The 16,449-nt window shown below is 53.5% G+C and carries 19 protein-coding genes; 6 read left to right on the top strand and 13 right to left on the bottom strand.

Features of this window, described 5'->3' with window-relative positions; genetic code table 11:
* The 3 genes from PSR63_RS15440 to PSR63_RS15430 all read left to right on the top strand — a co-directional run bounded on the left by PSR63_RS15440 (position 1) and on the right by PSR63_RS15430 (position 4,545).
* A complete protein-coding gene (locus PSR63_RS15440; protein WP_274326571.1) occupies positions 1-1,161 on the top strand; it encodes a LamG-like jellyroll fold domain-containing protein in 1,161 nt (386 codons plus the stop codon).
* A gap of 1 nt (position 1,162) precedes the next feature.
* Complete coding sequence (locus PSR63_RS15435) at positions 1,163-2,398, top strand: DUF4339 domain-containing protein (RefSeq protein ID WP_274326570.1); 1,236 nt, start codon at positions 1,163-1,165, stop codon at positions 2,396-2,398.
* Positions 2,399-3,270: 872 nt separating this feature from the next.
* A complete protein-coding gene (locus PSR63_RS15430) occupies positions 3,271-4,545 on the top strand; it encodes a hypothetical protein (RefSeq protein WP_274326569.1) in 1,275 nt (424 codons plus the stop codon).
* Between the two features lie 470 nt (positions 4,546-5,015).
* On the opposite strand, the gene PSR63_RS15425 is transcribed toward PSR63_RS15430, so the two are convergent.
* The 7 genes from PSR63_RS15425 to PSR63_RS15395 all read right to left on the bottom strand — a co-directional run bounded on the left by PSR63_RS15425 (position 5,016) and on the right by PSR63_RS15395 (position 9,201).
* The gene (locus PSR63_RS15425; RefSeq protein ID WP_274326568.1) at positions 5,016-5,309 is read right to left on the bottom strand and encodes a hypothetical protein; all 294 of its coding nucleotides are present in this window, start codon (positions 5,307-5,309) and stop codon (positions 5,016-5,018) included.
* 66 nt (positions 5,310-5,375) lie between these two features.
* Positions 5,376-5,798, bottom strand: coding sequence for a hypothetical protein (locus PSR63_RS15420; protein WP_274326567.1), 423 nt, complete (start codon positions 5,796-5,798; stop codon positions 5,376-5,378).
* Between the two features lie 53 nt (positions 5,799-5,851).
* The gene (locus tag PSR63_RS15415) at positions 5,852-6,268 is read right to left on the bottom strand and encodes a hypothetical protein (protein ID WP_274326566.1); all 417 of its coding nucleotides are present in this window, start codon (positions 6,266-6,268) and stop codon (positions 5,852-5,854) included.
* A 93-nt stretch (positions 6,269-6,361) separates the two neighbouring features.
* Positions 6,362-6,667: a hypothetical protein gene (locus PSR63_RS15410; RefSeq protein WP_274326565.1), complete on the bottom strand. Its 306-nt coding sequence runs from the start codon at positions 6,665-6,667 to the stop codon at positions 6,362-6,364.
* 56 nt (positions 6,668-6,723) lie between these two features.
* Positions 6,724-7,656: a tyrosine-type recombinase/integrase gene (locus tag PSR63_RS15405; protein WP_274326564.1), complete on the bottom strand. Its 933-nt coding sequence runs from the start codon at positions 7,654-7,656 to the stop codon at positions 6,724-6,726.
* Between the two features lie 56 nt (positions 7,657-7,712).
* Positions 7,713-8,177 (bottom strand): helix-turn-helix transcriptional regulator, encoded by a 465-nt coding sequence (locus tag PSR63_RS15400; RefSeq protein ID WP_274326563.1) that lies wholly within the window; start codon positions 8,175-8,177, stop codon positions 7,713-7,715.
* 88 nt (positions 8,178-8,265) lie between these two features.
* Positions 8,266-9,201 (bottom strand): Holliday junction DNA helicase RuvB C-terminal domain-containing protein, encoded by a 936-nt coding sequence (locus tag PSR63_RS15395; protein ID WP_274326562.1) that lies wholly within the window; start codon positions 9,199-9,201, stop codon positions 8,266-8,268.
* A 337-nt stretch (positions 9,202-9,538) separates the two neighbouring features.
* On the opposite strand from PSR63_RS15395, the gene PSR63_RS15390 reads away from it, so the two are divergent.
* From PSR63_RS15390 to PSR63_RS15380, 3 genes are read left to right on the top strand one after another with little or no spacing between them, the layout of a single operon-like run.
* A complete protein-coding gene (locus PSR63_RS15390) occupies positions 9,539-9,805 on the top strand; it encodes a hypothetical protein (protein ID WP_274326561.1) in 267 nt (88 codons plus the stop codon).
* On the top strand, positions 9,802-10,203 hold the full coding sequence (locus tag PSR63_RS15385; RefSeq protein WP_274326560.1) for a TspO/MBR family protein: 402 nt from the start codon (positions 9,802-9,804) through the stop codon (positions 10,201-10,203). The genes PSR63_RS15390 and PSR63_RS15385 overlap by 4 nt, the downstream gene beginning before the upstream one ends.
* The gene (locus PSR63_RS15380; RefSeq protein WP_274326559.1) at positions 10,200-10,715 is read left to right on the top strand and encodes a DUF6933 domain-containing protein; all 516 of its coding nucleotides are present in this window, start codon (positions 10,200-10,202) and stop codon (positions 10,713-10,715) included. Before PSR63_RS15385 ends, PSR63_RS15380 begins: the two co-directional genes overlap by 4 nt.
* Positions 10,716-10,724: 9 nt before the next feature.
* Here the strand turns inward: PSR63_RS15380 and PSR63_RS15375 are convergent, their stop codons facing one another.
* From PSR63_RS15375 to PSR63_RS15350, 6 genes are all read right to left on the bottom strand, one after another.
* A complete protein-coding gene (locus tag PSR63_RS15375; RefSeq protein ID WP_274326558.1) occupies positions 10,725-10,922 on the bottom strand; it encodes a hypothetical protein in 198 nt (65 codons plus the stop codon).
* Positions 10,919-11,074: a DUF2256 domain-containing protein gene (locus PSR63_RS15370; protein WP_443111044.1), complete on the bottom strand. Its 156-nt coding sequence runs from the start codon at positions 11,072-11,074 to the stop codon at positions 10,919-10,921. Before PSR63_RS15370 ends, PSR63_RS15375 begins: the two co-directional genes overlap by 4 nt.
* Before the next feature lie 22 nt (positions 11,075-11,096).
* Positions 11,097-11,810, bottom strand: a complete 714-nt coding sequence (locus PSR63_RS15365) for a methyltransferase family protein (protein ID WP_274326556.1) — start codon at positions 11,808-11,810, stop codon at positions 11,097-11,099.
* The gene (locus PSR63_RS15360) at positions 11,807-12,280 is read right to left on the bottom strand and encodes an alpha/beta hydrolase (protein ID WP_274326555.1); all 474 of its coding nucleotides are present in this window, start codon (positions 12,278-12,280) and stop codon (positions 11,807-11,809) included. The genes PSR63_RS15365 and PSR63_RS15360 overlap by 4 nt, the downstream gene beginning before the upstream one ends.
* A 15-nt stretch (positions 12,281-12,295) precedes the next feature.
* Positions 12,296-16,063 (bottom strand): RNA-directed DNA polymerase, encoded by a 3,768-nt coding sequence (locus PSR63_RS15355; protein WP_274326554.1) that lies wholly within the window; start codon positions 16,061-16,063, stop codon positions 12,296-12,298.
* A gap of 66 nt (positions 16,064-16,129) precedes the next feature.
* The gene (locus tag PSR63_RS15350; protein WP_274326553.1) at positions 16,130-16,447 is read right to left on the bottom strand and encodes a helix-turn-helix domain-containing protein; all 318 of its coding nucleotides are present in this window, start codon (positions 16,445-16,447) and stop codon (positions 16,130-16,132) included.
* Positions 16,448-16,449 lie beyond the last annotated feature (2 nt).

The raw sequence follows: 16,449 nt of genomic DNA, 5'->3' as shown, positions 1-16,449 counted from the left end.
ATGACAAACGAATGGTTTTTAGCTGATGACGGAAAGGGCTATGGACCTTTCTCAGCTTCACAGCTTGAGAAATTGGTAGAAACTGGGGTTATAGAGCCTGATGACCTTGTGTGGCGAGATGGTGACTTGGAGTCCATTCCAGCCAGCGTCATTGGAAGCAATCCACCGCCACCTTTACCTGATGGCAATACCCCTAAAACCTCACGTTCGCTCAATATGAAAGGCTGGGGGGGGGTAGCACTGTGGACGTTGGTGCTAATGATAATTGGCTTCGGAATCGTGGCTCAGTTTCGAGATGAGCCAACCGCTTGGGCAAGGGTCTCGGGTGCCATTCAAGACCTCCGAGATAAGATTACCGGAGAAGACCTTGTTCAACAGACCCGAGAATCATTGGATCGTCAAGATGCTTTGCTCAGACGAGAATTGCAAGCAATGGACGAGAGGGTTGACGCAGCAGCAGCAGCAACCACTCCCAAACCACAGCAACCAGACTCGCCTGAAAAAAATCCGAGTAAGACGAGCGAAACAGCCAATGTGAACTCCCCAGAGATTCCCACAAATGTTGGCGGATCGGTAACGCCCGACACGGTATTCTCGTTGACGTTCGATGATAACTATGTGCCACGAAGTCAACTTGCCGCCAAAGGGATCGTTCTTGTGGACGGTATCGACGGAAGGGCAGCAGCGTTCAAGGATAGGCGATTACTTCAAGTGCCTTGTAAGCTTCCTGCGGGAAAGGCTCCACGCACACTATCGGCATGGATCAAAAATGGCGGTGAATCTGAAGCAAGAAACTCACATGTCATCTCATGTGGCAAGGATGAATTCGGCAAAAGAGCGTGGGGTATCTGCCACGTTAAGGGCAGATGGTGTATGTACGGATGGGGTGGCCAGCACTCCACTGACGCCGTAGTAGATCGTGAGTGGCATCATCATTGCCTGACCTTCGATGGCACTACTGTACTGTACTGGTTTGATGGGAAAGTTGTTGCAAATGTCTCCCGTACACTGGACACAACAAATGGTCCAATAACATTGGGCACATACACAACTGGCAGCACCTACTACGCATTTTCCGGTGTGATTGATGAATTAGCTGTATATGATGTGGCTTTGACCGAAGAGCAGGTGGCGAGACTTGCCAATAGGAGGCCAAGGTAACATGGCACAATGGTTCATTCGTCGTGAAAACAGGTTGAGCGGCCCTATCTCTGGCCACCAGCTTCGGGAGCTTGCGCTGGCAGGAAAACTCAATTCTGATGATCTCGTTCGTAAGGGAGGCGATGGCGATTTCATAATTGCTGAGAAAGTGAAGAACTTATTTTCTTCGGATCAGGTGGCATCACGTCCCAGTTCGCCACCCCCCAAGCTTCCGTCTAAACGGAAGATCGACGAACTAGAAACTGCTGGGAGGGTCCAAGTATTCACGCCGAGGCGGTTGCTGGTGGGTGTGGCGTTTGCCACAGTCATGGTCCTTTTTATCGGACTTTTGAGTATACCGCCGTCCGACGGACCTTCTGCGACAATCGAGAGCAATTCCGATGTCGTAGCTGAAGCAAACGAAAATCGCAACGATCATTTTGGCAGTGGTTTCGAAGCCACTTCAAAAAGCAGCATTTCTTCCAACTCAGCAGATTTTTTCCAGAACCTACCCGCCAATATCGATTCATCAGATTTTCAGGGCCGGAAGATCAGCGTCACAGGACTCTGGACCAATAGAGGAAAGGCCAGAGACTTGGATGGAGGGAGCATAAAGGGCAAGATTTCTATAGGACTCAGCACTGAGTACAAGGATGTATCAGCAGTTTGCCACTTCGACCAGACGGAAGAGGATACATTAAAAAATGTAACGAGTAGCCATTCACAGCTTACAGTATCTGGCACGTTCATCGGACGACATCCTTTTCCCGACAAAGATGCCTACATCATCATGTTGGATAACTGCTCGGTTGTGGACAAGCGAGAACGAGGACAAGAAACCATAGAAGCCTTTTCACGGCGATTACCACTCCCCAAAGCAGACACATTCATGGCTCAATTTGAGCAAATGGGTGGTTCGATAAAAAAACAATACACTGATCCACGCACAATACAGCATGGCACTAAGGTAAACTTCGGAATCGACGATGGTGTGACCCGGAAGTACTATGACATTGACTTTGGATGCAGCTACCAAGATTGGGTTGACGGGTTCGGGGAGCCAACTTTGGTCCGGGACGCCCCGGGTGATCGGGGTCATGTGTGGGTACAGTCATACAACGGGGAGACTATTCATGTTCTTGGTGTGTTGAAAACAGGACTTCACTTTACTCCGATGATAAAGACCAACGAACTCGTTCCCGGCTCTTACCCTCCCAGTTCGTGGAATGTGATTGTTTGGGGGGCCTGCGTCGAGTGACCCCGACCACGCACGAAGTGGGTGCTTACAACAATAAGGCAACAAGTCAGACCTCATAGCCCGAGTCCAACGACTGTACTGTGCGGAAAAACTACCATTGAAGATGGATGTCGCAAATGGTTTTGGTCCTGATGAGACCTTGGCAATGCTGATTCTGGATGCAGAAGAGACGGACACAAGACAATGTGCTTGGTCTTAGGTTCCAACTTTTGTAATCGAAAAAATGCAGCCGTCTGAAATACCGGTTTCTCAGACAGAGCCAGCCCATAGTTCAGTAGGTGAAGATTGCTGGGGCATCAGACTTTGCTTCGATCAATTGGCCAACTGTGACGTTGATCGCACGGTACCATGACTTTCATCAGCGAGTTCGAGTGTTCTGCGATAAATTAAAGAATGGCTAAAATCTACGAGTGGCCCGTTGTGTTTTGACCTTTCGGGCCAAAAAGTATGACATTTTTCAGTTGCGATCTCCCAACTTTGAGCTTCAAAGTTGTCTATCAAGGTGGCAGAACAGATTTTTGACCTATTCCTGAATTTTTGAGATCATCCACACTACATAAAGGTGCGGGGAACGGACGCCAAGAAAGCACCGAAGACATCTATCAACACAACTGGACGCCTCGGCCCGGTGCTTTTCCGTTTCCCAACTGAAAACCTGCTGAGGCGTTCTTTATTTGTTGAACGATACGATGGTTGTTGAAAGAGAACATGCGGACGAGTTCCGCCGAAGGATCGCTGAAAGAAATGCAACGCCGACGAACGAGCGGACTACCTCACCGTTGGCGTGGTTCAAGCGGCATGTGTCCGAGATTGATCTTGGAGAACACTTCGCCGGTGAGCCTCGCCCAAAGCATTGCAACAAGAATGAACGTGTGCTGAAGCACTTCGCCGTTCTGGAGCGTGGAGAGCCATCCTTTCTTCCGTTCCGCTGGGGCTGGAACAATGTCACTCCCCACTGTCACGCCCTACGACAGATGTATTTCGCCGGGGCTGGCGAGTCCAAGAAACTACTGACACTCACAAACATCGACGTGGACTGCAAGAAGAAAGGCTCGCCCGAGGGCGCACGTCAGTATCTTCAATTCCTCCGTGACAACTACTTTCCCAACCTCTACTCCGAGCCATCGACGAATGGCAGGGGAGGCCACGGCTATTTTCTGCTCGAAAAAGAGGACCACGACACGGAGCATGTGAACAAAGCCCTTTTGCAAGTACTGACTCCGTGGCTCAATGATCTGGCTGCCGATTTTGACGTAGAGTTTGTGGAGATCAAAGGAACCATGCCAGTGGTGGAGTGGGGATGGCGAAAGTTTGAAGTGCTGAGCTACAAGTCGGGGATGCTGGCCAAGGTACCAAGAGGTCTCGTCTCCCGGTTCGACGAATTAAAGAACACGACTCGCATTGCAGCAGGTGACATCCTGTTTCATCTGCCTACACCTGAGACCAAGCCTTCACTGATTCAGGTCGATCCGTCGTCTGGGTCGGTTTCTGGCAAACACTTTGACGCTGAAACCCTTGCTGGGCTGAAGAAAGACGGTCGTTTTCAGGTGGTGGCATCAAGTCTGATCTCCGCTCATCCGTTGAAGACGAGTGGCCGGTCGGTGGTCACGGTTGGGGACATGGCCATTGCCCTGATGCTGGGTGAATGGTTGACGAACAACATGCCTGCCAATGGTGCCATGCCAACGAAGCGGTGGGCTGAATTGTGGAAGGCTTTGTACGAAGCTGGTGATGTTGAGCGAGGCTGGGACCACAAACGCTTCGCCGTGATTCGGAACTACCTGTCTTCGCTGGGCCTGATTGAGTGGGAAGACGAAAGCTACCGGCCCGGTTGGTACGCCGACGATGGCACGTTCGTCAAAGGCAAGGCTGCCAAATGGCGTTTTTCGGCTGAGTTGATGGTGAAACTGGCCGAAGCTGGTGAAAAGCAGTTGGAAGCAGAAGAAGCGACTTTCTTTACAGGAGGGGGGAGCATCCTCTATGGAAACCCCATTTCCCCATCACTCCTCAGTTGGTCCGAATCACTGACTAGAACACCGGACCAAGACGTGATTCGCCCCGTGGAAGTCATCCCAATCCGTCCAGAGCGGCTTCATCCCGACTATGTGACACGATTTGTTGGGTGCTTCGACATGTTGGCAGCGTGATCTCAACGTTCACGTTGCGCACCCACGATGGCTCAACGTATCGACGGCGGTTTTTGGGGGGAGTCCCGTTCCTTCTGAACCACGAACAGGCCACCAGCACACCGACTTTTCACGCCACGATTACAACTTTTGCAACAGCAACACTTGGACGACCCTGCCGCCAACAGATTTCGAGGCGACGGTGATTTTTCAATCTCGCTTTTCCCATATTGATTCACAGCCCATTGGGGAAAACGAAACGAGCGGGGACCAACAAAAAAGAAACAGGGTTAAGTCATCTGCAACCCCGGCCTGCCTGACATCGATGTGAAGAAATGGTTGAGAATTGTTTGGTTTTTAGTTCTTCAACACGACTTGGCTTGTCGCCGATGAAGAAAAGGCCAGCCTCGGGTCGGAGACAAAACCACGAGGCTGGCGGCACGGAGACAACTCGATCATTGATTTCTATGTTGGATTAGCAGGTGCCTGACCTAGTAGCAGGTTGGGAGCAGCACGCATGTACTCGACCTGTCTGCCTCGGTGATGATCCAGACCTTCTGGCCGGTGTTCTTGAGGATGTACGCCGAGAGGATGCGTGACCCGTCGTTGAGAGCTTCGTCGTTCAGTGCTTTGTCCTCATCGCAAAGTGCTTCGCCCCAGTCACCGGATTGATGACGAAGGATGAAGGGCATGGCGGACTCGCCTGCCTCTTCGAGTGAGGCGATGGCGTCCGGCGTGGCGACGACCTGACCAAGAGGGAACAACTGTTTGCGTTCTGCGACCATGTGATCTCCGATTGTTCGAGTTGGATTGGCTGACGGTGAAGTAGCAGGTGCCTAGCACTGTCACGATCAGACGATGATGGCTCGGCACTTCCGCTTCTCAGCACGTCGGCGGTGATGCTCGACCACTTGTTCTCGCCACTCGGCATTACCCCCGTAGCGGTCGATGGGAACGAGTTCGAGGTATCCGAGTGGACAACTGAAGTAGAACGGACCCATCGACTCCTCCATGTCCTTGTAGCCCCAATCACCACGGTCGCAGCGGAGCAGGTCACATTGAATCCATCGCTCGGACGGCTGCGCTTCCTCGCCGTTCTTCGTGAAGGTGCGTTCCCAGACGCTCCACAGCACGCCAGAGAACACACCACCACGGTAGCAGTGCTTCAGGCATGTGCTTTTCACCAGCATGTCGCCGGTGTCTCGCTCCCAACCTTCCACTCGCTGGGCGATCAACTGCTTGCGGTCCACGCCGTAGGGATAGGTCCAACCCATGTTTAGTCTCCTGCGTCTTGGGGATGATTGATGTCTGCCCGAGTTGCAGGTGCCTATTCCTCGGCGTCGAAGTCGTCCCAGCAGAACTCGGTGGGATCGATGCCTTCGGGTGGCAAACCTTCGCCGTGGTATCGGCATGGGAATGGCACGTCGCAGCCCTCGCACCCGTGGATGGCCAGGTGGTCAAGATCGAGAACTTGGCCAGACGGCCCGTAGTGGCAAGTTTCGGGGTCGTAGTCGCCCAGATCGGCGTCATCGACCACGATGTTGTGGCCCCACTTCTCACTGTCGGCCAGTTCGTCGATGGCGTCACTGGCCGAGTCCGCTTCGACGATTAGGAACAGCGGCGTGTAAGAGCCGCCGATTTCCAGCAGCCACGTCTTGCCGAACCAGTCGCCGGGATTGACGACGGGAACGTCGGTGAGTTCGTGGCCGTTCAGCGTGCAGGTTGCGGTGATCGTCTTCGACATCGCCGGTCTCCAGTACAAAATTTGGAATGTTGTTTGTCTGGCGACGTAGCAGGTGCCTCCTGTCGGCGATCAAAGTGGGAATTGCCTTTTTGGTCACAGCGGGATCACTTCGTACTCGACGTCCTCTCCACGCTGAAGCTTGTCGATGGCGGTGAAAGCGGCCATCTCACGGTCGAAGTTCATCCGACACAAACTGCTCAACTTGCTCACGAAGGCGATGACAACTGGATGGTTGATGAGATCGTCACCGCAAACATCGGCATGATGGAGAGCGAGCAGGTGACGGTGGAAGCAGCCGACCACTGCCACGAGGTTGCACGCATCTTGCACGGCATTAGCATCAGCGGCGGCTTTCTGTATGGTCTCGACTTGGCCGTTGGCGATTGCGGTCTTGGTCATGTGCGTTCTCCGAGAGAAAGGGTTGTGATTGTTCCCTCGGATAGCAGGTGCCTCGCTCAGAACTGCATCCGCTCAGCGGCGTCGGCCAACTCCTGCTCGGTTCGGGCGACGTACCGCTTCGTGGTGTTGAGGTTCTCGTGACCGAGGATTTGTGCGAGCGAGACCAGATCGCCGGGATTGTCTTCAAGGAACTTGTGCGCCATCGTGTGACGAAGCAGATGCGGGTGAATCTTGAAACCGCAGATGACGCTGTACTTGTCACACAGGCATCGCACTCCCTTGTCGCTGAGCGGTCCACGCTCGCCGACGAACACTTCATCACCTTCAATGGGTGGCCGTGTTTCCAAATAGGCCGAGAGTGCTTTCCGTGCGGCCAGTGGAACCGGAACCGAGCGTTGTTTGTTCCCCTTGCCAGAACGGAAGACCGCCGTGCCGGATCGCTCGGACAACAAGAGATCATCGAGTGTCAGGTCCACGAGATCACCGACTCGGCAGCCGGTGTAGATGATGAAACTGAAGACGGCATTCGCTCGCACGTCGTTCCGAAGTTCAACTTCTCGAAACAATCGCCGGACCTGCGCTCGGTCAAGTCCCTTGGGAGCAAGCTCCTGCATCCTGAGTTCTTTGACGCCCTTCGCTGGATTCATTTGCAGGTGCCCAACTTCGCACAGCCAACGGCAGTAACGACGGACACTGACGAGGGCACGGTTCACTGTGGCGACAGCTTGCCCTTGGTCACGAAGCGAGTCTCGGAAGTCGGTGATGTCTCTGGTGGTAACTCGGGCGAACGTCAGTGTTTCCCGGTTGGCGTTCACAAACCACCGTGCGAATTTTCGCAGGTCGTTGACGATGGCTCGCTGGGAGTTGGCCGAGAGATCGGAAGAGCCGAGGTACTCCCCGAACAGACGGGCCTCGTCTTTGCCGACAGGGATGTTGTCGAAAACATTATCACTCGGGTTTTTGCCGCCTTCTGTACGAGAATCAGACACTTTGTTGACACCTTTCAGACAAGATTGGGGAAGATAATCTCAATTATCGGAGGACGTTATCGCTCGGATTCTTTGCGCTTCAGATGAAGGAACACCGCCCGAACCACCTCGCCCGAATCCAACTTTTGGATTCCGTCAGGGAAGCATTCAGCGACGGCGGCTTCTACCTGTTGGGCGGTCGCCGATAGGCCGAGGCACGACAACGAATCGATCAGGTCTGTGTATTCGCTGGCCGGTTTCGATGTGGTTTTTCGCCTCGGCCTCCGTTTTGATTGTCCTGAAAGCGGGTGCCTACTTCCGTAGAACATCACCACCTTTCCGTTGACACCGACGTTCCGACGTTTCACTTGGATGCACTCAGCCTGCATGTCTTCGTCGTAGTACGGACGGCTGTTCGAGTCATCGTACTTCGGCTTGGGGAACACGCCCTCGCTCATCAATTGGTAGAAACGTGCCCGGCTTAGCCCGACGATTCGAGCCATCTCCGAGACGGATACGGCGGCTTTCTGAACTTCGTTCATTCAACACTTCTCCAAGATTTGGACAATGACTTGCTGACACCCAAGTAGCAGGTGCCTAGCCGAAATAAGACGGCAATCAAACACCATCTCAAGGAGATTCAGACAGGTGGCGATGGCCTGCTTCGGTCAGACAACGCCGCCCCTGCTCGTCCTTGCCGATTAGTCCGACACGAATTAGGAAACTCTCGGTCACTTCGCTCACAGTCCGTGTCGGCAGACCGATCCTACTGGCGATCACGTTGAGACGAGTCGGCCCCTCGGCAACGATGTCGAGATACTGCTGTTCGGTCGGACCAAGCCCGAGTTCGTCGAGTTGTTCAAGCTCACATGCTCTCAGTAGGTGCCTCTTCGTGATCGTGGTCTCGCCTTCGCTGCGGCAACAACGAAAACAACTCTGGAGCAGTCGCAACCCGAGCCGTGGCGTGCCACGAGATCGTTGAGCGATTTGAGGGAGAGTTTCCTCGTGGATGTCCCAGCCGAGGCCACGCACACGGTTTAGGAGCAACGTCGTGAGTTCCTCGTTGTTGTAGTACCCAAACCGAAGCAACATGCAGCGATCTGAAAGCGGCCTTGGGACCGCATATTCTTCAGTCGTGGACATGAGAAGCGTGAAGTCGGCCAGCGGCAAACTCTGTGGCGAGCGATTCTTGCCTGACAGAACGATCTTCTGCTGATCGAGCGCCAATAGAAGCGTCACGAAAATGTCCTTCGAGGCGGCATGGACTTCGTCGATGTAAACGATATCTTTGGCCTTTGCTTGTAAGAGCAAAGCAAAGAGATCGCTCGTATTCGTAAGAGTGCTGCCGAGGACTTCGTAAACGTCGCTCGCCATCTCAGCAGCAATGACATGGCACATCTGCGTCTTGCCGCAACCTGCGGGGCCAACCAACATCGAGCTTGGGTACTTCTGCCCGTCCATCTGGCAAGCATCGAGGGCGACACGAACTTGCTCGACGACTCCTTTTTGGCCGATCATCCTCGACAATGAAGTCGGCTTCACGTCGTTGACGTTGTGGTTCGCCATGAATTGATCTCCTGTACGAAAGTTGGATTGGTGATGCGGTACTAGCAGGTGCCTGTTTGCGAATGGCAGTAGCCTCGCCCGTCAATGGGGCCAAGAAATGGCCGAGCAGGACTGCCGATGACTTGCGAGATGCTGGGTCTCCAGCGAAACAGCACAAGGCTGAAATGTGCGGGAAGACCACAGATCGGCGTTGTTCACCGGCGAGCGTCCTGCTCGACTGAATGACTAGCAGGTGCCTACTTGGTCGCAAGCTGGTTGCTCTTCCAGCTGGCGGACGTGGCTCAGCAGGTAGTCCACGGCCTTCGACGCAGTGGCCGCCGCCTTGAAGATGAAGCGAGTGTCGCCGTCCTTCATGGCCCAAGAGGATGAAGCTTTCGCCAACCTCAAGGACTTCGGCGATGTTGTTATCGACGGGCTGATCTGGGCGCTTCAGCAACGGGACATCGACTTGAAGTTGACAGTCCTCGTGCTTCTCCAAGAGCGCTATTCAGACGCCAAACGTGCAATGCCAGCCGTCCGTGCGTTAATCTCAGGCATGGAAGACCGCCTCGTCAGGGTGACTGCGATCAACACGCTTCAAATCATGGAGGAGGCAGAGGGATGACTTGGAAGGAATGGTACAACAGCCTTGAGAAGCCGTCGTGGACACCGGAGCCGTCCACCATCGGGCTGATGTGGCAGATCATCTACCCCATCATTCTCGTCACCTTCGGCTTCGTGTTCGTGCAGGCCATCAGGAAGAAAGTGCCTTGGATGGTCGCCCTGCCATTTGGCATCAACCTCGTGGCCAACCTGATTTTCACACCGATCCAGTTTGGGCTGCGAAACCTGCCGCTGGCGGCACTCGACATCGTGATCGTTTGGGTCACGATCATCTGGATGGCGGTGGCGATCTGGCGACACTACAAGTGGGTCGCTGTTGCACAACTGCCGTACTTTTCTTGGGTGTCGATTGCCACGGTGCTTCAATTGTCCATCACATTCTGGAATTGGGGCCGATGATCCTGCGACTTTCACAAAAGCTCAACACGAAGATCAAGGCTGGCAAACTGACCGAGATGCCGCTGGATGAGAACCCGTATGCGGACTGGTCATGCCATCTTTTCACCGCTGATCGAACGCAGTACATCATCCTGACGAACACAGCATCGTTGTATTCGTGCGTGATGTATGGAGCAGGAATCACCAACGACGGCATCTTCATCGACCGAGCGCTGGACACGATTCGGGAATTCACGGCAGACGACGGGCAGCAGTTCATCTACCGGAAGTTCATTGCCCCATCGAGCGAGACGGTCTCTTTCGCCAAGGCATTGAATCGTTCGGTGACGGGATCAATGAACGATCACATCCATGCGGCCAAATGCATGCTGGAAGACGACATGGCCCCTAGCGAGATTGGGTATCGCCTGAATGAAACACCGATGTCAGCACTTGTCGGCCCTGATGGTCGGAAATACGGCTATCCCAAGGAAGTATTCAAGGGACTTGTTGAGTCACTCGACACCGAGTGAAAGCCTTGGCTACTTGCGCAGCGATTTAGAGATCAAGACGGCAATTCCAAGCAAGCTGCCGACGCCGACCAAAGCGTACCCAACCCGAAACGCCATGAACTGAGTTGTCTTGTCAGTCGGCTCGAATGTCGCCAAGAATCCGAACAAGCAGAAGGCGGCGACGGCCAGCAGGAACAGTGAACAGAAAATGGCGACAATTAGTTTCATGATTTCGTCGCCTGCTTATCACGCTTCTTCCGGCACGACTCGCTGCAATACTTCACGTCGTCCCAGACCTTGGCCCACTTCTTCCGCCACTTGAACGGTCTTCCGCATGTCACGCAGGTCTTCTCGGGCAGGCTGGGTTTCTTGTGGGCCATCGATCAACAACGCTCATTCTTGTCACCAAAGGCCCGGAACTAGCTTGTACCGGACTCTCTGAGTGTACTCCTTGTATCCGTTCAATTCGTCCTGCAACGTTTGGTCCTCCCACTGGGTCCGCACGATCAGCACTAAGGAGGCGATACCCGCAGGAATCAGTGCCCACAGAGAACCCAACGATAGTGCGATACCAATTGCATGGAGAATCCCGCCGACGTAGCCGGGATGACGAATGATGGCATAGGGGCCAGTATCGATCACTTCATGCCCCCGATCCGTTTGAATCCTCACCGTCACTTCAAAGAACTTGTTCACTGCTTCGGCCCAAGTGACGATTCCAATTCCGACAATCAGCAAAGCGTAGCCTACCCCGCATACCCACCACTCAACAGGGAACCAGTGGAATCGGCCATCATCCAATGCCGCCACGAGAAGGACGGCTGCCATCGCTGGAAAGTAAACGCTGAGCAGAATCTTGTCCCAGCCCTTCGTTCCTTCGTGAAAGCTGCTTCTGGCGACAATGACTTCTGGATTCACCCGATGGAGAACAACAAAGACTGCCGAAACGATGCCCAACACAACGGCGACGAAAAGCCACCCCTTTGTCCAAGCCCATGTGCCAGCAGGCAGGAACATTAGCAGAGCGATGAACACAGGCAGGCAAGCTAGTCGCAGCACCAGACGGCGGCGATTTACTCCTTGTGGCGGATCGTTCGTGCCGCTGGCATCAGTCATCGGCACTTTCCCGTCAGTCGCAAGCACGCTTCCAGCATTGCATTCAGTGGCTCAGCATCGGCGAGACGGTGATCGTTGCCCACTTCGATAAGCGTCTCAGGTGGCAAGCCGCTGTTGGCGACGAGTTCCTCAGAGTCAGCAAAGGGGATCACGTCGTCTTGGCGTGAGTGGAGGATGGTAGTGTTCGGCTTGACACTCTTGGCCGTGCCCCAGTTTCTCCAAGCTGGGCAAAGCAGGACCAATGGGGTTTTTCCCGAATTGATGTTGATGGCCACCGCTCCACCTCGGGACGAGCCGACAACGACATCCGGTTTGTGTTGGTCGTACTCGGATTGCGCTGTGCGGACGGCGAGATCAAAGCCGTCATCATCGAGCGCAGGATTGAGGACTTCGTGGCCAGCGTTTTTCAGGTAGGTCGGCTTTCGACCGCCCGGTATGCTGGTCCAGCCGTGGAGAAAAAGAATCTTCATAGCATCTTCTTACCTTTATCGACCTAAGCCAGCAGGCGGGTACTTGATCTCGGGTTTGGCCTTAATGGAGCCAGATCGAAACCGTTTCAAGTCGATTGTAAAGACGCTGACGGTTGCTTGATCTGCACCATGGTGGTGCATAATTACCTTTCGGAAATGGTCTTTGTAGGGAGCCTGCGCCGTACTGCCTCCGAATTCCGCTGAGTTCACGAGAAGCACATGTTGATACATGTGGTAGTGCAGAGCCGTCACCATGGCGTCAAACGTTCCGATGTCCTTGTTCAAGGCGGACACGATAAAGGCATCCGTGTGTTCCTTGAGATCGGCAGCGAGGCGCAGGTCGGTTGCGTCGTAGCAGATTGCTGAGCTAAGTCGAAAAGGATTCGAGGTGGTGCTACGGTACTCGACCAGCCATTGACATGGCCTAAATGGAGCGATCCCCACTTTCTTCTCATTAGCGGTCATGTGGTACTTCCCTTGTTCAAGGAAGCGAATTGACCGTCCATCGCTTGTTTTGATTGGAAGAATCCACAGTCCAGAGTTAATCAACTCATCTTCGTTCTCAGGCTTTGGGTGGAAGACAAGGCCGCAAAATACCATGCACTTGAGTGAATCAGCGAATCGCTCAAGAAGGAAGATGTCTTCAGGGTGGACTGAAAGCTCTGGGAGAAGAACGATGTCAATTGGCTCCCGTTCATTTTTGTAGCCTTCCCGAACCTCCGTCATCTTCATGAACAATCGCAACATTGCTGACAGATGCCTGCGGTGTTTCCGCCGTGTCGCTGGATCACTTAGGGTAGGATCGGTAGCGGATTCAAGTTGTTTCATGGTTGGAAGGGCAGTCTGAACGAGCGCAACTTTCAAATGCCCTGCCTTGCCGTTCTCCGTGACACTCGGCACCGGAAATGGATAAAGTGGGAGGCCGCTCAATCGGCAGTAAAGGCCATCCAAGACACTCAGCCGATCTGTCACTGCACGCCTCAGTCCGGCTGGACTGTAGTTGGATGGGAGCTTTACCAATTCACGTCGCTGCCTGCTTCCGGGCCACTCCAGCAATCTGCCAAGTAGTTCGGCAAGCCATGGCGATACCGGCATCAGCCGATGCCCAAGCCCTTGACGATCATTAAAGAGGCCATGCTTTCGCTTGAACCAACCAGTGGATACTCCTCGATACTTGGTGACTCCCGGCACCACGGGCCGATAGAGAAATGGTTGCGTGTAATCGGTCTTTCCGATGACCGCTGCCCGGAGAACTTGCCCAACTTCGTACTTCCAGCGGTCTGGGGAACGGCACCACGAGGGAACCGCAAACCGCTCATCAACTAATTCCGGCTCAGGAGAAATCTGCACTTCAAATTTTACGTCGGCAAGATTGTCACCGGGATCAGCAAGACGCTGCCATGATGTGCATATAACCAGCACACGGGCAGGTGTAAGTGTTCCCTCGCCAGCATTCTTGCGATCCTTGGCCGCTCCCCATTTCATTGACAGTTCACTAAGAAGTCGAATCGCCGCCGTCTCCTGCTGGAAAGGGTTAACATCGCTCGTGATGATGTCAACGAGACGGTGAACCGTCTCGTCCTTCTCTAAAGCAGTCCATGCAGTTCGAGATGAGATTACGGAATAACCTGTGGCTGAAGCGAGGTTTCTCCAGAACGTTCGTTCGTTGGTTGGAAGTTTAGACAATGCTGCGGCGTAGAGATCATCGAATTCAACGATGTAGCGCAACTGACTCTGAACTCGACTATTTGGAGTGCGCTCAATCCATTTGGCCAATGCTGTTGAAATCGATTTTGCGCCGCCGCTGATCCGATGAGCAACAAGGCACAAAGGCACGGCAATGTCAGCCGAAACACTTCGCTTGGCCGTGACTTTCGGCCACCCGCCCCCTAGCAAATCGTGGAGATAACCGTAGTGGCGATTCTCTTTAGTCGTTTCATGAGAATCTTTGACGGGTTTCTGCATGACTGCGAGGAACAGCAGCGCTTGCTGACGCAAGTACCACGGCGAATCATCTGCATTGTCAAGAATTCCTCGTGCGAACTTTGTAAGCATCTCCCTATACTCACCAATGTCAGTTCCGCTTGGCAGTTCGTCGTCGTCACGAACAAAGCCCGTCTCAGTCGCACCGGCCCGGAGTATCTCGGAAGCGACGTATTGCGCTGTGAGGCGGCACTTGTCTCTGTCGTCATCTTTGTCCAAATGAGATTGCAATAGACTGGTGACGATTTCCAAATGGTCTGGAACCGGAAAGAGATCAAGCGAAACTCTGAGAATGCGAACGTTCGAGGGATCGAGAATCCATTTTCGAAGTAGCTCGACGGAGAAGGTTCTTGCTCGTTGATCGAGAACTTTTCTACCAACATTCATTGTACAGTCGGTGACGTTTTCATCTTCAGCCATAACCCTTAGCGTCCGGTAGACTCTGCGCCACCTGTGAGCAACAAATCTTTCCAGAGTGTCATTCCTGACATCTGGCTCCACAGCTAACACCCGTTTGAGCAATTCATCATGGCCAGTACCTTCAGGGGCTGGCTGGTTCTTGCGGCTGTTAGATACAGCGAGCAGTCCGTCCAGCATTTCCAATGCGTGTCTGGCGGTCTCGACATCCAACGGCCCTGAAACATTCGTATTCACTGATTGCATTGCTTCGGCGACCGGCACGTTGGACGAGTGCGAGTCACCGTACATGATCTGCGTCTTCTTTTTGTTGAGCAGCAGTCCCGGCGCATGTCTCTTCAGTTGACGCTCGATCATCGCTTCGAATTCGTCTCGAAAAGCCTCGGGAGTTTCGTCATCGAAACGAACCACAAAACGCATGTCATCGACGTAACGGCAATAGTCCATTACTCGCCAATTGCGTTTCTTCAATCGCTTGCCAAACAGACTCACCATGTATGAATCGAAATCCAAGAGGTAAGCGTTGGCGAAAAAGCCGCTGGCCGCCAACCCTTGAGGAAGCCCTACCCCCTCATCGTTGCCGCAGATTTCTTTCGCACGACCTGCATCGTTATCATGCCAACTCCAGTCGAAGAGTTGCGTGACGGTCTCAAAGAATCGTTTGTGTGCAATTTGGTGTGAAGGTCTTGCTAGGTCACATAGGGCTTTGAGTTTTCCTAGGAGACCGTCACGAGGAATCAGGTCATAGAATCGTGACAAGTCAATTTGGACAATGGCCCATTTGTCCGAGTCTTCGAATAGCTCTTGGCGAATGCGCTCTGGACGACGCACGAACTGCTGGTAGTCCTCGAAGTATTGCCGATAGAGCTTTGCATTGCCCCATTGAAAGTGTGCGGAGTCGTCATCCCATCGAGCTACGAGCCGATGGCCATAACTCACGACACTCTTCTGGTTTTCTACATTTAGGGGTAGGCGGGGGTCTCCTTGCTCAGTCTCCACGAGATCGGCGAGGCAAATCAGGACTGCCATTGCATACGTCTGATCCTGAATGGCGATGTGCGCTAGTGGCCGCAACCGAAGATCATCAGAGTTTTCTGGATTCCAGCCATCACTGGTACTCCACGGCGCAGCCTTCGGCGCAGTCACCAACCGCATTGGTTCGGGAGCAAACTCGTCGATGGTCTGGGGATTGAGTTCCGACGACCACTCTTCGATCAGTTCTCGCAATCGAATTGCGGAAACATCCAGTTCAAGTGAGTCGGCGTACCAGTTGTGTGAGCGGATATAGGCGTGCGTTTTTTTCCAAGCTTGAACAAGAACCGCATGATCGGCCAAGAACTGGATGTGTGGCTGAATGTCGGAGTAGTCTCTGCTCTTAGCCATGCGTTGCCCCAGTTGCCTATCACGCCATCTGTGCTACTCCGTTAGGTTCTTATCTTCCGTGCTTGCCTAGCCACCGTTGATGAGAGACTTCAGTTCGGCATCACTCATCGCAGCTAGTCTGCGAAATACATCCGGCTGTTCCTGAATCCTTCGCCGAATGGCCTCCGGTACTCGGTCAGTTAACAGCAACAGTTCATCTTCGTCCGCATCAAGTGCCTCGGCCAATCGATTCACGAACTTCTCACTCGGGTAGTCGCCGACGTTAAGTCGTTCGTTCTCGACTTTCGAGATGTACGAAAGGCTGACATCGAGACGCTCAGCCAGTTTTTGCTGAGTGAGTCCCCGTTTCTTTCTGAGTTCACGGACTCGTTCGCCGAACCGCATCG

Source organism: Bremerella sp. P1 (assembly GCF_028748185.1).
Classification (GTDB): Bacteria; Planctomycetota; Planctomycetia; order Pirellulales; family Pirellulaceae; genus Bremerella.
This window is presented reverse-complemented; position numbering and strand designations above follow the sequence as displayed.

Excerpts from the sequence above, each read along its gene's own strand:
- PSR63_RS15440 (WP_274326571.1), top strand. The coding sequence starts at position 1 with ATGACAAACGAATGGTTTTTAGCTGATGACGGAAAGGGCTATGGACCT.
- PSR63_RS15435 (WP_274326570.1), top strand. The coding sequence starts at position 1,163 with ATGGCACAATGGTTCATTCGTCGTGAAAACAGGTTGAGCGGCCCTATC.
- PSR63_RS15425 (WP_274326568.1), bottom strand. The coding sequence starts at position 5,309 with ATGGTCGCAGAACGCAAACAGTTGTTCCCTCTTGGTCAGGTCGTCGCC.
- PSR63_RS15420 (WP_274326567.1), bottom strand. The coding sequence starts at position 5,798 with ATGGGTTGGACCTATCCCTACGGCGTGGACCGCAAGCAGTTGATCGCC.
- PSR63_RS15415 (WP_274326566.1), bottom strand. The coding sequence starts at position 6,268 with ATGTCGAAGACGATCACCGCAACCTGCACGCTGAACGGCCACGAACTC.
- PSR63_RS15410 (WP_274326565.1), bottom strand. The coding sequence starts at position 6,667 with ATGACCAAGACCGCAATCGCCAACGGCCAAGTCGAGACCATACAGAAA.
- PSR63_RS15400 (WP_274326563.1), bottom strand. The coding sequence starts at position 8,177 with ATGAACGAAGTTCAGAAAGCCGCCGTATCCGTCTCGGAGATGGCTCGA.
- PSR63_RS15395 (WP_274326562.1), bottom strand. The coding sequence starts at position 9,201 with ATGGCGAACCACAACGTCAACGACGTGAAGCCGACTTCATTGTCGAGG.
- PSR63_RS15385 (WP_274326560.1), top strand. The coding sequence starts at position 9,802 with ATGACTTGGAAGGAATGGTACAACAGCCTTGAGAAGCCGTCGTGGACA.
- PSR63_RS15380 (WP_274326559.1), top strand. The coding sequence starts at position 10,200 with ATGATCCTGCGACTTTCACAAAAGCTCAACACGAAGATCAAGGCTGGC.
- PSR63_RS15375 (WP_274326558.1), bottom strand. The coding sequence starts at position 10,922 with ATGAAACTAATTGTCGCCATTTTCTGTTCACTGTTCCTGCTGGCCGTC.
- PSR63_RS15370 (WP_443111044.1), bottom strand. The coding sequence starts at position 11,074 with ATGGCCCACAAGAAACCCAGCCTGCCCGAGAAGACCTGCGTGACATGC.
- PSR63_RS15365 (WP_274326556.1), bottom strand. The coding sequence starts at position 11,810 with ATGACTGATGCCAGCGGCACGAACGATCCGCCACAAGGAGTAAATCGC.
- PSR63_RS15360 (WP_274326555.1), bottom strand. The coding sequence starts at position 12,280 with ATGAAGATTCTTTTTCTCCACGGCTGGACCAGCATACCGGGCGGTCGA.
- PSR63_RS15355 (WP_274326554.1), bottom strand. The coding sequence starts at position 16,063 with ATGGCTAAGAGCAGAGACTACTCCGACATTCAGCCACACATCCAGTTC.
- PSR63_RS15350 (WP_274326553.1), bottom strand. The coding sequence starts at position 16,447 with ATGCGGTTCGGCGAACGAGTCCGTGAACTCAGAAAGAAACGGGGACTC.